Here is a 14,266-nt window from a genome sequence, read left to right on the forward strand (position 1 = left end):
TGCACGTGAGCGATGCAGAGTAAGCCTCCTCGATGGAACTTCGTGCTGCTTGCTACTTTGGCTTTTCAGCACCAAGAAGGTTGGATGAAGATGGGATCGAGTAGCGGAGCGTAGCTGGAGGCTACGTGAGCAACGGAGAGCGCAGCTGAATTCAAGATTCGACGCCGACCCCCGCTTCTCGAGTTAACTTCGTGCTGGAAAGCCAATAGGTATAGAATTGGGCGGATGTGGAAAACCTTTCGGATAAGGGGGAGGTTTTCTCATGCGCCAATTTCATTTCTGGCAAAAGATAAGCAAACGCTGTTTGCTTGCAGGACTGCTTGTTTTTACGATGGCAGCGGATCTGCCAGCCAGCGGCATTCATTCGCAACACTTAAACGCGAACCGGCAAGCCCGGAATTTAGCTGAATGGTTGGACCTTAAGCAGTTGCAGCAAATGCAGGCAGAAAGGGCTGCACGGCAAACCCAATATCAGCGGGTCAACGTTATGAACCCGGAACATAAACAGGCCCAGCCTGAACGCAAGAAAGTCGAAACCGTCAAAGTCTTAGCGACCGGTTATACGGCCGGTTACGAGTCAACCGGCAAAAAGCCAAGCCATCCGCAATACGGCATAACTTATTCGGGCGTGAAGGTGAGACGGAACAAAGACACCGTCTCGACGATCGCCGCCGATTTGAAGATCTTTCCGCTCGGCACCATCCTTTATATCCCCGGATACGGTTACGGAGTCGTCGCCGATAAAGGCTCGGCAATTCGCGGCCACAAAATCGATCTTTATTTTGACACCATTAAGCAGGTTTATAAGGAGTGGGGGAAAAAAGAGGTCGAGGTACAGGTGGTCCGTAAAGGAGACGGCAAGTTGACCGAAGCGATGCTGCGGGAGCTTGGCAAAGTGATGGAAGTGAGCAAGGAAATTCCCGAAAACCTGTGGGAAAAGGCGATTTGAAGTTCGGTTTAACCCTTCGCATAATTCGCCTTCCCGGTTCGCATAATAAGCTTCGTGGTCAACAACGAGAGGGCCACGTGAAACGCCGGTGATTCACGATTCGGCGTATGCGAGAGGGAGGTGAAATTCATGGCAAATCAAAAGAAAGCCGCTTCTCCAGGTTACAAAACACCTAATGAGAAGTTTAATGAGGAATTTGCTGAGGAAAGCACGGCTACCGTTGCTCAGAAAGCGAAAGCTTCTCGCAATGCAACGACTCCTGTGAACAAACAACAATAATGATAGCGTGAAGCGCAAAGAGCGTCCCTCAGGGACGCTTTTTTACATATATCTCCAAACGCCTCGGTCTCGGGACCGAGCTCCCTTTCCATCCCGCGCCGCTGTTCATCAGCTCTGGCTTCAGGTAAACTGACATTAGAAAGAGGCAGTCCATTGGAGGTAACGACATGAGAAACGGCTTATTTGGTAGGTTTATAGGCGGGATGGTGCTGATTGGTATCGGGGGGGTTTTTCTTCTGAACCAGCTCGGTGTGACCGATTTCAGCATCGGCGAGATGTTCTCTACGTACTGGCCCGTGTTTTTAATTCTGGGGGGATTGGTGAACCTCAGCAACAGCGGCTTGCGGGGCGGTAACTTTATCGGCAGTGCCATATTAATTCTAATCGGCGGTTATTTCCTGGGCCGCAACTTGAATTTGATCGATTTAAGTCCAGGTGAATTTTTCCGATTCTTCTTCCCGATGATGCTGATCATCGGCGGGTTATACGTATTGTTCAAACCACGCGATCCGCACCGACGGAAGCGGCATGAGGATTATCCACCTCCTCCGATGCCGCCGCTTGATCCGCCGCCTCCTCCGCCAACGTTCCATCCGGAGATGGAGTCGCCACTCGATTCGATTTTCGGTTCGATGGAGAAGGAGAAAGAGAAGGAGCGGGAGCAGCAGGCAAAACAGGAGAAGTCGTATTATGAACACCCGAAATTTAACCCGTATCACGGGGGAAGCGTTCCGGGAGATCATGGATCCGTGATTCAAAAGTCGGGATTTATTGGCGACGTGCATTTGGGCCAGGACTATTTTCAGTTGAAACCGATGAATATCTCACATTTTATCGGCGATACGATCATCGACTTGACCAAGGCGCAAATTCCGTACGGCGAAACGAAAATTAACGTATCGTCATTCATTGGCGACGTTAAGGTGTTCGTCCCTGAAGATATGGATATCGGCATCGTGGCCACCTCAAGTGCGTTCATCGGCGACCTGAAAGTATTGACGCAGAAGCAAGGCGGATTTATGAGCAGCGTCACGGCCGAATCTCCGTATTACGGCGAAGCAAACAAGCGGGTTAAGCTGATCGTCAGCGTATTTGTAGGTGACGTCAAAGTAAACATGGTAGGTTGATCCCATGATCGTGCAGCGGATATTGAAGAATACGAAGTGGGAGTTGCTGTGCTACTTTTTGCTTACCGGCAGCCTAACGGCGGTTGCCTTCTATATCGGAACCAATACCGGGGTGATCGTTGTCAGCGATCCCTGGGTGTGGATTTACGATATGGCGGGCATCGTCGTTTTGGCGCTGATTATCGGGTATATTGCCGGTCGGCGCATTCAGGGGAAGATCGATCATTTGCACTTGAACATGCTCCAAGTGGCCAAAGGCAATTTATCGGTACGGATGCCGGAGACGGCAGACCAGACGTTTAACGGGTTATACCAGGAATTCAATAACATGATTGATGCGATGGAGAAAAAGATGCAGCTCCTGCAACAGCTTGGCGAGCAGGAGGTTATCGAGAAGGAGCAGGCGACGGAAAAAGCGGTGCTTGAGGAGCGCAGACGGCTCGCCCGCGATCTGCACGATACCGTCAGTCAGCAGTTGTTCGCCATACATATGGCGGCTTCGTCCTTGCCAAAGGTGCTGGAGGTTAACGCGGCCCAGGCGGAAACGGTACTGAATCAACTGATTCAGATGTCGAATACCGCACAGAAACAGATGCGGGCATTGATCGCCCAATTGCGCCCGATGGAGCTAGTGGGCAAATCCTTAGCGGAGGCATTGGATCAATGGTTTCCCGATTATTGCCGGCAAAATGGGCTAAAGGGGATCAAGGACATGGATATCCAAGGGGACATGTCGGAAGCGAAGGAGCATCAGCTGTTCCTGATCATCCAGGAAGCGATGGCAAATATCGTGAAGCATGCCGGAGCCGGCATGGTTAGCTTGTCGTTGCGGGAAGGCCCACGCCAAGTTGTGCTCAGCATCAGCGATGACGGACAAGGCTTCAGCAGCACGTACCAGAAGCAGGGTTCTTACGGTTTAACGACGATGAAGGAGCGAGCCGAGAAACTAGGCGGCAACGCGGAAATCATCAGTAAGCCGGGGGCGGGAACGACGATTCGGGTGCATATTCCGAAGTTCGAGGAAGGTAAAGGGGGAAGCCGCGAATGAGCAAAATCAAGGTGATGATCGTCGACGACCATGACATGGTGCGAATGGGATTAAAGACATATTTAATGCTGGATCCGGGGTTCGAGGTGATCGGTGAAGCCGGAGACGGACGCGAGGCGGTGGAAGTCCTGGAACGCGGGCTTCCGGAGGGGCCGCCGGATATCATTCTGATGGACTTGATGATGCCGAACATGAACGGGGCGGAAGCGACTAAGGAAGTGTTGAGTCGGTTTCCGGGCATGAAAATCGTGATTTTGACCAGCTTTTTAGAGGATGATCTCGTGGTCCAGGCAGTTGAAGCCGGTGCGGTCAGTTACGTGCTCAAAACGGTCTCCGCCGAAGAACTGATTTATGCGCTTCAAGGCGCTTTCCGTGGGATGCCGGTGATGACGGGCGACGTCGCCCAGGCGCTCACGCGAGGCCTCAGACAACGAACCGTAAAAGGTGATGACTCGGGAATGACCGAGCGGGAGAAGGAAGTCTTGCTTTTGATTGCCGAGGGCAAAAGTAACAAGGATATTGCCGAGGAGCTGCATATCAGCATCAAAACGGTCAAAACCCATGTCAGCAACCTGCTGATGAAATGTGAACTGGAAGACCGTACACAGCTGGCAATTTATGCACACCGACAAGGCTGGGTGACGCGTTAATAGGGGAACTCTAGCTTTTATCTCCTTTTTAATTGTTTTTAATGTACGTTTAAGGTTTCTGGTACAGAATAAAAACAAGAAAACAAGTTACCCCTGAATCACGCAGGGGAAGGAGGTCAATCATACCATGGACAATCAAAAGAACAAATCGGGCCAACCCTTTGACGAAGACGCAAACGATTCGAAGCGTCAGGAATCTTCGGAGTCAGGCTCTTCCTATTATTACTCTTACGGACCTTTTCAATCCTATGGAAAAACAAACGAGGAACCAGGCCAAGGTGCAGACTACGAACGCAGCCAGCCTGAAGAGGTGGAAGTGACGAAACCGCAGCCGCTTAAACCGTTTCCTTCTTCCTACGATGTGATTCGCAGCACGGTTGAACCTACGAACGGCTCTAGTGGGGACGGGCGCAACAACTTGCCGGCGGCAAAAAGCAGCAATTGGCAATACAATAGCAAACCGACGAAAAAATCTTCGGTACGTTCGGTGATTGCCGGTGTATTGGCCGGTATGTTGATCATGACCGGAGCTATGGTCTTTGCGGACCGCGCCAATCTGTTTACGTCGGATCAGGCGGCTTCCGCATCGGTGCCAGCATCGGGAAGCGCGTCGAATAGCGGCGGCGTCGAATCGACGGGCAAAGCGACAACCGCGTTGTACCCGGTAACGGATTCCGGAGAAGTGACCAAAGTCGTCAGCCAAGCCGGACCGGCCGTCGTCAAAATCGAAACATTGACGGATGCCAGCAAGCAAAACAGCAACAATCCGTACAGCAGCGATCCGTTCTACCGCTATTTCTTCGGCGATGATGCGTTTGGCTCTGGCGGGAACAACGGCAGCGAGGACGGAAGTAACGGTTCTTCCTCCGGTTCGAGCCAACTGGTACCGACGGGGATTGGGTCCGGGTTTATTTTCGATAAAACGGGTTACATTCTAACCAATGAGCACGTCGTTCATAATGCCGATGTGGTGCAGGTCACGGTGCAAGGGACAGAAAAACCTTATGAAGCTAAGGTGCTAGGTAAGAGTTATGAGCTTGACCTGGCTGTCCTGAAAATCGAAGGCGACAGCAACTTCCCGTCGATTCCGCTCGGCAACTCCGATAACACGCAAGTCGGGGAATGGATGGTAGCGATCGGCAATCCGCAGGGCTTTGACCATACGGTTACGGCTGGCGTATTAAGCGCGAAGGAACGCGACATCACGATTGCCGGCGAGAATGGCGAGAAAAACCGTGAGTATGAGCATTTACTGCAAACGGACGCTTCGATCAATCCCGGCAACTCGGGCGGCCCGCTATTGAATCTGAACGGCGAAGTGATCGGGATTAACGTGGCCGTCAGCTCGGATTCACAGGGTATCGGGTTTGCGATTCCAACCAGTACAATCAGCGAAGTGCTCGACAAGTTGAAGAACAATGAGAAAATTCCGCAAAAACCGGTACCGTTCATCGGAGCTACCTTGATGACAATGACGGAAGAAGTGGCGAAGCAAATGCAAACCGACGTGAAGGAAGGTTCGATCGTCACGGACATCGTCTTTAAATCGCCGGCTTACAATGCCGACCTTCGACCTTACGATATCATCACTGGGGCGAACGGCACCAAATTTGCCACCAAGGAGAAATTGATTGAATTCATCCAGAAGCAACAGGTGGGAACGAAAGTGACGATGAACATCGTGCGCGACGGGAAGAACCTCGACCTCGAGGTCACGGTTGGCGACAAAAATGAGTTCTCTAACGTGAACTAATACGCACGGGAAGTAACCAGGGCGGCGAAGGCGGCAGGAATAGAGCCTGCCGCCTTTTTTGGTACCCGGATGCGGGTGGGATATCCGTTTTGGTACAATGGAGACAGTGGTGCTTGCCTGAGGCAAGCGCAAGGCAAAGGAGAGATTGTTCGTGAGATCGGCAATTTTGGTCATAGATGATGATGAGAAAATCACGTCGATGCTGCGACGCGGCCTGGCGTTCGAGGGGTATGACGTTTATACGGCCCAAAATGGGGCGGAAGGATTGTCGATGATGATGAGTGCCGACCCGGATCTGATCATTTTAGACGTCATGATGCCTAAAGTAGACGGGTTCGAAGTATGCCGGCGATTGCGCGAAGGCGGAAGCACTGTTCCGGTTCTAATGTTGACCGCGAAGGATGAGGTCGAGAACCGGGTGAAGGGTCTGGATCTGGGTGCGGACGATTATCTCGTCAAGCCGTTTGCCCTGGAGGAGCTGCTAGCCCGGGTTCGAGCATTGCTCCGGCGCAAGGATTCGGCGGGAGACGCGGGCAACCAGCGCCTCATTTTTGAGGACATCGTCATGGATCTCGATTCCCGCGAGGTCACGCGGGCGGGGCAGCGTTTGGAGCTAACGGCCAAGGAGTTCGAGCTGCTCCATCTGTTCCTGCAAAATCCGAAACGGCTGCTGACCCGCGATCTAATCATGGATAAGATTTGGGGTTACGACTATAGCGGGGAGTCGAACGTGCTGGAGGTTTATATTGCCATGCTTCGGCAAAAAACGGAGGAGCACGGCGGCAAGCGTATCATTCAGACGATCCGCGGGGCCGGTTACATCCTGAGAGGAGAGGCTTAAGCATGTCGATCCGGCTGCGGCTAACTGCATGGTATACCGGGATTTTGGCCGTTACGCTGATCTTGTTCAGCGCTTCGATCTATGCCTTTGTTCGATACAACACCTATATGGAAGTGAAGAACCGGTTGGAGGATCAGGCCAATCGTATCAAAAACTCCCAAAGCTACAGCATCACCCAGGGACTGGATTTGTATCTGGATCCGATGCAGGCGAACCGGTTAGAGGATGCCCAACTGTTTGTGCAGATCCACAATTATACGGATGGAAACACGCGGTATTCGCAAAATCTGCTGAGTTGGAACATGAAGTTTCCCGTTCCTGACGCCGGATCGTTGAGCAAGATCGCGGGCTTCAAGAAGGTTCAGCTGTATAATCAGTCTTTCTTGCTGTATCAGCTTCCGATTACGCTCGATAACAATTTGATCGGCTTAATTCAACTAGCGGCCTATACCGGCGCAGAAGATAAGTTGATGAACCGAATGAGCACGGTCTTGTTATTCGGCTCGATCATCACGATTCTGGCCGCCAGCTCACTTGGCCTCTTTCTGGCGCGTAAATCGATGGCACCGATCGGAAAGGTCATTGAGGCGGCAAACGGGATTCAGACCGGAAACGACTTGAGCGTAAGGATTGATTACGAAGGGCCCAACGATGAAATCGGTCAATTAATCGGCACTGTCAACAACATGCTGGCACGTACCGAAGGCTTCTATAAAGAATTGGATGAAGCTTATTCGACCCAGCGCCGGTTCGTATCGGATGCCTCCCACGAACTGCGAACGCCGCTCACGACGATTCGCGGCAACGTTGACTTATTGAAGCGAATGTGGACGCAGGATGAAGCTCGGCGTGATCCCGGTGAAGAGGAACAGGTACGCAGCTTTTCGCTGGAGGCGGTGAGCGACATCGCTGCCGAGTCTGAGCGCATGAGCCGGTTGGTGAACGATATGCTGTCGCTGGCCCGGGCGGATGCCGGGCAAACGTTAACGAAGGAGCCGCTGCTGCTGGCTCCGGTCGTGGAGGAGGTGGCCCGCCGGGCGCACTTCTTGCCGCGAAAAGCGGAGTGGATCCAGGGCGATTTACAGGCGCTGGAGGGTGTGTCGGTTGTTGGCAGCAAGGATTATCTGCAGCAGATGCTGTTTATTTTTATTGAAAATGCGTTCAAATATACCGAACAGGGTAGCGTCACGATCGATGCCGTTCAATCGGCAGGGCAGATTGGCATTCGCATCGCCGATACGGGTATCGGGATGGACCGAAGCGAAGTCCCTCATATTTTTGAACGCTTCTATCGGGCCGACCCGTCCCGCGGAGTCATTCAGGGAACCGGACTGGGATTATCGATTGCCAAATGGATTATCGACGAGCATGAGGGGTCCGTGGAAGTGTTAACCAAGCGAGGCGAAGGGACGACTTTCATCATCTGGCTTCCCGCGATCTTTAACGCCCTCCCGGAATAGTTTATAATAGAGAGGCTCCCCTCCGTCAGGGAAAACTGGGGGACGAGAAAGCAGGGATACGATTCATGGAAGTGATTAAAATTTCGCCGCGCGGTTACTGCTACGGTGTCGTGGACGCGATGGTTCTGGCCCGGCAGGCGGCTAAGAACCTCGATCTGCCGCGGCCGATATATATACTCGGCATGATTGTGCACAACAGCCATGTCACGAATTCTTTCGAGGATGAAGGGATTATTACGCTGGACGGCCCGAATCGCCTGGATATTTTGAGCAAGGTGGAGAGCGGGACAGTCATCTTTACTGCGCATGGGGTATCTCCGGAGGTCCGTAAGCTGGCCCGTGACAAAGGGCTAACAACAGTGGATGCCACTTGCCCGGACGTCACCAAAACCCATGTACTCATCGAAGAGAAGGTTGCCGAAGGGTATGAGGTGATCTATATCGGGAAGAAAGGGCATCCCGAGCCGGAAGGCGCGGTAGGCGTTGCGCCAGGCAAGGTGCATCTGATCGAGAAAGAAGAGGAGATCGAGCAACTAAACCTCTCCGCTGACAGAATCGTAATCACCAACCAAACGACGATGAGTCAGTGGGATATTAAGCATATTATGAAAAAACTGCTGGAGAAGTATCCAGGTGCAGAGGTGCACAACGAGATTTGCCTAGCGACCCAGATGCGCCAGCAGGCAGTAGCGGAACAAGCTAGTCAGGCGGACCTCGTGATCGTCGTCGGCGATCCCCGGAGCAACAACTCTAACCGGTTAGCCCAGGTATCGGAAGAGATCGCTGGAGTTACAGCGTACCGGATCGCAGACGTTACGGAGCTCAAGCGCGAGTGGTTGGATGGCATCGGCAAAGTAGCGGTGACATCAGGCGCGTCGACGCCAACGCCAATTACGAAGGAAGTTATTCATTATCTTGAGCAATATGACCCGGAAGAACCGACAACCTGGGATATCATCCGAACGGTTAATCTAGCGAAATTATTGCCTCCAGTTAAAGTCGGAGCTAAAAGTAAAGAGGAATAAAAGCATAGATTCATGGGGGGGGAACCGCGCTGTGCCGCGGTTTTCGTCCATTTACCAACATTTGCGGGGTCCCCTACGATTCGATTCATGTTATACTCGTTGTAGAAAGGTTACAAAAATGTAACTAACCTATCAACTACAACAAGGAGATGACAGGATGAAATCGAATCGACTGAAACGTTTGGTGACGGGTGGACTAACCGCAATGTTAGCCGCAGCAATCGTTGTACCGGCTTCGGCCTCGGCAGCCTCGAATACGACGACTTATAAAACTTATTCAACCTATAAGACTTATACAACCTATGGCGCGAACACTTGGACGAATTATTATACGATTCCATGGTATCAATACTATCAACCTCAGCAACCGGTACAAAGCGGCAGCCAAGGCACGACAGGCAACAAAGCGCAAACCGGGACGACACAAGGAACGACACAAGGAACTACGCAAAGCGCAACGACCGACAAGTCGCAATTTGCTACTCAGGTTATTACCCTGGTGAATCAGGAGCGTGCGAAACAGGGCCTCAAGCCGCTCACAGGTAATGCAGAGTTAAACAATATGGCTTGGGCTAAAGCGAAGGATATGAGCGATAATAACTATTTTAGCCATACCTCTCCAACCTATGGTTCGCCGTTTGACATGATGAAGAAGTTCGGCATTCAATTCGGTTATGCGGGCGAGAATATCGCGATGGGGCAGAAGACGCCAACTGAGGTCGTCAACGCCTGGATGAACAGCGAAGGCCACCGCGCCAATATCTTGAACGCCAATTACAATCTGATCGGTGTCGGCTATTATAACGGATATTGGGCACAGGAGTTTGTTGGGAGATAAATAGCTTCATAAACAGGAAAGGCCGGGGAGCACGATTCTCCGGTCTTTTTTTATTTGTTCGCTGTATAGAAAAGGCGGGGGTCAATGTTTGTACGGTCCGTTTCGCCATCATCCCTTTTGTTCAGGAGTAAGGTAGGGGGTGTGTTTCCAACTAAGTAACCTGCCATCTACGATCTGACTTAACGGGATATTCATGCAAACGTCCGGACAAGGCGTGATGGACCGAGCGTTGCGTCATTTAAGCACTAGCCTATAACCATTGGGGTTGACGGGAGAGACAAATTCAGCTATAGTTACTTTAGTGAATAAAAGCTTAAAAGCACACAAGCGTACAAGCGAAATAGTGCCTGTACGTTCGAATAATGGTTTTTAGCCTGCATACAATCGTCTTATTAAGAAAGGATGGAATCGGAATGATCGTTATTACATCAAACCAAACCCCTGAGGAGCGCGTTCAGAAAATTATCGCCGTGATTGAGAAGGAAGGAGTGCAGACCCATGTTTCCCGCGGGAAGGATCGTACCGTCATCGGTTTGATCGGCCTGATCGAACCGAAGCTCGCCGAACATCTTCGCCAAATGAAGGACGTCGAGAATGTCATTAAGATTTCGAAGTCCTATAAATTGGCTAGCCGAGATTTTCATCCGGAAGATACGGTCATTTCTATCGGTGATGTCAAGATCGGCGGCGGCGAGCTGGTTGTTATGGGCGGCCCTTGCGCAGTAGAATCGCCGGAACAAATCGACGAAATCGCTCGTTTGGTGAAGGCGGCAGGCGGGCAAGTATTGCGGGGAGGGGCGTTTAAGCCCCGTACCGGTCCGTACAGCTTCCAAGGCGTTGGCGTGGAAGGCCTTGTCATGATGGCGGAAGCGGGCAAGAAGCATGGCCTCCTGACCATTACTGAGGTGATGACGCCGGAGTACGTCGATGTTTGCGCCGAATACGCCGATATTTTGCAGGTTGGAACACGCAATATGCAGAACTTTGATTTGCTGCGCAAGCTGGGCACCTGCAACAAGCCGGTATTACTCAAACGAGGCTTCAGCGCCACCTACGATGAGTTCCTGAACGCGGCGGAATACATCCTGGCGGGAGGGAACCCGAACGTGATGCTGTGCGAACGCGGGATCCGAACATTCGAAACCTACACCCGTAATACGCTGGATCTGTCCGCGATTCCGGTGCTCCAGGGCTTAAGCCATCTGCCGGTCATTTCCGATCCGAGCCATGGCACGGGCCGTCGTGAGCTCGTGGAACCGATGACGAAGGCCTCCGTGGCCGCCGGGGCAGACGGTCTGATCATCGAGATGCACACCGATCCGGACAACTCGATGACCGGTGACGGCGTACAGTCTTTGTTCCCTGACCAATTCGCCGCTTTATTGCAAGATTTGGAGAAATTGGCCCCACTGGTAGGGAAACGCTTTGATACCCCGAAGGCCGCACTTCACGTGTAACATAGAATGACTTAAAGTCCATTCGCCCTGCGGCGAGTGGGCTTTTATACTTTTTGTAGATAAATTTGTACTATGCGTAATAATACCTTATTTCGGATGTAAAAATACCTTACATAAGTATTGACGACTTCGCCCCCACAGTCCTATAATGACGACATAATCATACTAAAGGATGAACGTTAATCGCAAAAATAAGATTTAATGTTCGTGATTTGGGGAGGAAAGAGTATGTCAGCAGAGATCGTTTTAAAAACAATCAAGGAAAAGCAAATTGAGTGGGTAGACTTCCGTTTTGTTGATCTATCGGGACGGGCACATCATATTACCCTTCCGGCTAAAGAAGTGAATGAGGAAACTTTCGTGAACGGCGTAGCTTTCGACGGATCTTCGATCCCCGGGTTCCGCGGCATTGAAGAATCCGACATGGTCATGATGCCGGACCATGGTTCCGTATTCGTCGATCCGTTTACCGCGCATCCGACGTTGAACGTATTTTGCGACATTTATACGCCGGATGGCGACCGATATGAGCGTGATCCACGCAGCATTGCAGTGCGTGCAGAAGAATACCTGAAGCAAAGCGGCGTGGGCACGGCGGCATTCTTTGCCCCGGAATCCGAGTTCTTTATTTTCGACGATGTCCGCTTTGAAAGTGGCATGAACAAAACGTACTACTCGGTAGATTCCGAGGAAGCGGCATGGAATACGGGGCGTTCGGAAGAAGGCGGCAACCTGGGTTATAAAGTACCGGTCAAAGGCGGCTACGTACCTGTAGCGCCAACCGACAAGCAACAGGATATCCGGAGCGAAATGTGCCGTTTGCTTGAAGAAGCCGGCATCCGCGTGGAGCGTCATCACCACGAAGTAGCGACTTCCGGTCAAGCGGAAATCAACTTCCGCTTCGATACGCTGTTGAAAACCGCGGATAACCTGATGGTTTACAAGTATATCGTGCACAACACCGCCGCTCAGTTCGGGAAAACGGCAACGTTTATGCCGAAACCCCTGTTTGGCGACAACGGTAGCGGGATGCACGTGCATCAATCCATCTTCAACGGCGACACTCCGCTGTTCTACGACAAAGGGGCTTACGCAAACCTGAGCGAAATCGCCTTGAACTATATCGGCGGCATCCTGTACCACGCTCCAGCGATCATTGCGTTTACGAATCCAAGCACGAACTCGTTTAAACGCTTGGTTCCTGGCTTCGAGGCTCCGGTAAACCTGGTTTACTCGAAGGGGAATCGCTCAGCTGCCGTCCGGATCCCGGTAGCCGCGGTAACACCAAAGGGCTGCCGCATTGAGTTCCGTACCCCGGACTCCACGGCGAACCCGTACCTGGCCTTCTCTGCCATGCTGATGGCAGGCCTTGACGGCATCAAGAACAAAATCGATCCGGTCAAACTGGGTTACGGACCGTTCGACAAGAACATCTATGAATTGTCCGATGAAGAGAAAGCGACGATTCGCAGTGTTCCGGGTTCCTTGGACGAAGCGCTAAGCGCTTTGGAAAACGATTATGAGTTCCTGACCCAAGGCGGTGTATTCACGAAGGCGTTCATCGACAACTTTGTAGAGTTGAAGCGCGCCGAAGCGAGAGCTGTCGCCGTGCGAGTACATCCTTACGAATTTGGCCTTTATTACGATCTGTAAAGCTGAATTAGCTATCATACGACAAACTCCCCATCCAACGGATGGGGAGTTTTTTTGAATTCACGATCTACTTAAGCGCTCCTGCTTCCGCATGAATCCCGCACAACCAGCTCAGGCTCAACGACAACGGAGCTGGCTACCGACTGGTTGTGAATCAGATCGAAGAGCAAAGAAGCGGCTAGACGACCTAACTTCTCCTTGTTTTGACGAATGGTCGTAAGGGAAGGACTTACGTAACGGCAGGCTTCAATATCATCGCAGCCGATTAAGGCAACCTCCTCAGGAACACGCTGCCCGTGTTCTCTCAGCGCTCGCAAAGCGCCGATGGCCAGCAAATCCGAGGCTGCAAAAATCGCCTTAGGCAAAGAGCCGGCCTGGATCATGCGGGTCATGGCCTCGTAACCGCTGGCTTCATAGAAGCTGTCGCCGCCTGCGAACCATTCCTCACGGAGGGGGAGTCCGTAGCTCTCCAGGGCATTTCGATATCCCTGCTCCCGCTCCCTGGAGATATCGGACTCGACCGTGCTGCCGATGTACCCAAGCTCCCGATAACCCAGCAGATAGAAATGCTCCACCGCTTTTGCCGACATGTTGGCATGATCGGACATGAGATAGCCAGAGCTTCGCCCGTGCAACGGGATGTCGATGCCGATGCAAGGAATTTCGCTCTGATCCAGCGCACGGATCTCGGTACCCACCTCTTGCCCGCTGACGATAAAACATCCAGCCGTCCGATACTGTCGGCAACGCGTTAAATAATCGGCGTTTCCGCTGCTCTTATGATCGGGGTTAAGAAACAGCAAGTCGTAGCCGAACAACCCCACCTGCTTCTGAAATGCGTTTAATACCTCCGCAAAAAAAGGATGGGCAAAATCCGCATGCCGTCTCCCGGCGAAGACGATTCCGATGATCGGGGTTTGCTTCTGCGCCAGTGTCTTTGCCGTGTGGGCGGGAACATACCCGGTTTGCCGCATGACCTCAAGCACCTTGGCTCGAGTTTCCTCTGAAATATCGCTGTAATTGTGGACGATCTTGGACACGGTAGCCACCGATACGCCGGCTAATTCTGCAATCTGTTTCATATTCATACGCTTCAGCCTTCCGTTTCTCTCTAGCGAAAATATTTTCGTGAACCTAGCATACCGATCTTTCACGTCATCGTCAATAACTCATCGGAAATCAAGAG

At 51.9% G+C, this 14,266-nt stretch carries 13 protein-coding genes; 12 read left to right on the plus strand and 1 reads right to left on the minus strand.

What is annotated here, in order from left to right:
* The first annotated feature begins 262 nt into the window (after positions 1-262).
* The 12 genes from MKZ15_RS07185 to glnA all read left to right on the plus strand — a co-directional run bounded on the left by MKZ15_RS07185 (position 263) and on the right by glnA (position 13,080).
* Positions 263-949 carry a 3D domain-containing protein gene (locus MKZ15_RS07185; RefSeq protein ID WP_244868369.1) on the plus strand — a complete coding sequence of 229 codons (687 nt, stop codon included), beginning with the start codon at positions 263-265 and terminating at the stop codon, positions 947-949.
* 129 nt (positions 950-1,078) lie between these two features.
* The gene (locus tag MKZ15_RS07190) at positions 1,079-1,228 is read left to right on the plus strand and encodes a hypothetical protein (protein ID WP_016312938.1); all 150 of its coding nucleotides are present in this window, start codon (positions 1,079-1,081) and stop codon (positions 1,226-1,228) included.
* Positions 1,229-1,395: 167 nt separating this feature from the next.
* A complete protein-coding gene (gene liaF / locus MKZ15_RS07195) occupies positions 1,396-2,355 on the plus strand; it encodes a cell wall-active antibiotics response protein LiaF (protein ID WP_339820951.1) in 960 nt (319 codons plus the stop codon).
* 4 nt (positions 2,356-2,359) lie between these two features.
* A complete protein-coding gene (locus tag MKZ15_RS07200; protein WP_339820953.1) occupies positions 2,360-3,403 on the plus strand; it encodes a sensor histidine kinase in 1,044 nt (347 codons plus the stop codon).
* Positions 3,400-4,053: a response regulator transcription factor gene (locus tag MKZ15_RS07205; RefSeq protein ID WP_155607082.1), complete on the plus strand. Its 654-nt coding sequence runs from the start codon at positions 3,400-3,402 to the stop codon at positions 4,051-4,053. The genes MKZ15_RS07200 and MKZ15_RS07205 overlap by 4 nt, the downstream gene beginning before the upstream one ends.
* Positions 4,054-4,180: 127 nt before the next feature.
* Complete coding sequence (locus MKZ15_RS07210) at positions 4,181-5,806, plus strand: trypsin-like peptidase domain-containing protein (protein ID WP_339820955.1); 1,626 nt, start codon at positions 4,181-4,183, stop codon at positions 5,804-5,806.
* A gap of 151 nt (positions 5,807-5,957) precedes the next feature.
* Positions 5,958-6,647 (plus strand): response regulator transcription factor, encoded by a 690-nt coding sequence (locus tag MKZ15_RS07215; protein ID WP_193418325.1) that lies wholly within the window; start codon positions 5,958-5,960, stop codon positions 6,645-6,647.
* Positions 6,648-6,649: 2 nt separating this feature from the next.
* Positions 6,650-8,107 carry a HAMP domain-containing sensor histidine kinase gene (locus MKZ15_RS07220; protein WP_155607084.1) on the plus strand — a complete coding sequence of 486 codons (1,458 nt, stop codon included), beginning with the start codon at positions 6,650-6,652 and terminating at the stop codon, positions 8,105-8,107.
* Between the two features lie 65 nt (positions 8,108-8,172).
* Positions 8,173-9,132, plus strand: coding sequence for a 4-hydroxy-3-methylbut-2-enyl diphosphate reductase (locus tag MKZ15_RS07225; RefSeq protein ID WP_339820957.1), 960 nt, complete (start codon positions 8,173-8,175; stop codon positions 9,130-9,132).
* A gap of 157 nt (positions 9,133-9,289) precedes the next feature.
* Positions 9,290-9,970: a CAP domain-containing protein gene (locus MKZ15_RS07230; protein WP_339820959.1), complete on the plus strand. Its 681-nt coding sequence runs from the start codon at positions 9,290-9,292 to the stop codon at positions 9,968-9,970.
* A 413-nt stretch (positions 9,971-10,383) separates the two neighbouring features.
* Positions 10,384-11,427 carry a 3-deoxy-7-phosphoheptulonate synthase gene (aroF, locus tag MKZ15_RS07235; RefSeq protein ID WP_339820960.1) on the plus strand — a complete coding sequence of 348 codons (1,044 nt, stop codon included), beginning with the start codon at positions 10,384-10,386 and terminating at the stop codon, positions 11,425-11,427.
* Positions 11,428-11,655: 228 nt separating this feature from the next.
* Positions 11,656-13,080, plus strand: a complete 1,425-nt coding sequence (glnA, locus tag MKZ15_RS07240; protein ID WP_193418319.1) for a type I glutamate--ammonia ligase — start codon at positions 11,656-11,658, stop codon at positions 13,078-13,080.
* A 71-nt stretch (positions 13,081-13,151) separates the two neighbouring features.
* On the opposite strand, the gene MKZ15_RS07245 is transcribed toward glnA, so the two are convergent.
* A complete protein-coding gene (locus tag MKZ15_RS07245; protein ID WP_213622003.1) occupies positions 13,152-14,168 on the minus strand; it encodes a LacI family DNA-binding transcriptional regulator in 1,017 nt (338 codons plus the stop codon).
* Positions 14,169-14,266 lie beyond the last annotated feature (98 nt).

It is taken from the genome of Paenibacillus sp. FSL R7-0216 (assembly GCF_037969915.1).
Lineage (GTDB): Bacteria > Bacillota > Bacilli > Paenibacillales > Paenibacillaceae > Fontibacillus > Fontibacillus rhizolycopersici.

Excerpts from the sequence above, each read along its gene's own strand:
- MKZ15_RS07185 (WP_244868369.1), top strand. The coding sequence starts at position 263 with ATGCGCCAATTTCATTTCTGGCAAAAGATAAGCAAACGCTGTTTGCTT.
- MKZ15_RS07190 (WP_016312938.1), top strand. The coding sequence starts at position 1,079 with ATGGCAAATCAAAAGAAAGCCGCTTCTCCAGGTTACAAAACACCTAAT.
- liaF (WP_339820951.1), top strand. The coding sequence starts at position 1,396 with ATGAGAAACGGCTTATTTGGTAGGTTTATAGGCGGGATGGTGCTGATT.
- MKZ15_RS07200 (WP_339820953.1), top strand. The coding sequence starts at position 2,360 with ATGATCGTGCAGCGGATATTGAAGAATACGAAGTGGGAGTTGCTGTGC.
- MKZ15_RS07205 (WP_155607082.1), top strand. The coding sequence starts at position 3,400 with ATGAGCAAAATCAAGGTGATGATCGTCGACGACCATGACATGGTGCGA.
- MKZ15_RS07210 (WP_339820955.1), top strand. The coding sequence starts at position 4,181 with ATGGACAATCAAAAGAACAAATCGGGCCAACCCTTTGACGAAGACGCA.
- MKZ15_RS07220 (WP_155607084.1), top strand. The coding sequence starts at position 6,650 with ATGTCGATCCGGCTGCGGCTAACTGCATGGTATACCGGGATTTTGGCC.
- MKZ15_RS07225 (WP_339820957.1), top strand. The coding sequence starts at position 8,173 with ATGGAAGTGATTAAAATTTCGCCGCGCGGTTACTGCTACGGTGTCGTG.
- MKZ15_RS07230 (WP_339820959.1), top strand. The coding sequence starts at position 9,290 with ATGAAATCGAATCGACTGAAACGTTTGGTGACGGGTGGACTAACCGCA.
- aroF (WP_339820960.1), top strand. The coding sequence starts at position 10,384 with ATGATCGTTATTACATCAAACCAAACCCCTGAGGAGCGCGTTCAGAAA.
- glnA (WP_193418319.1), top strand. The coding sequence starts at position 11,656 with ATGTCAGCAGAGATCGTTTTAAAAACAATCAAGGAAAAGCAAATTGAG.
- MKZ15_RS07245 (WP_213622003.1), bottom strand. The coding sequence starts at position 14,168 with ATGAATATGAAACAGATTGCAGAATTAGCCGGCGTATCGGTGGCTACC.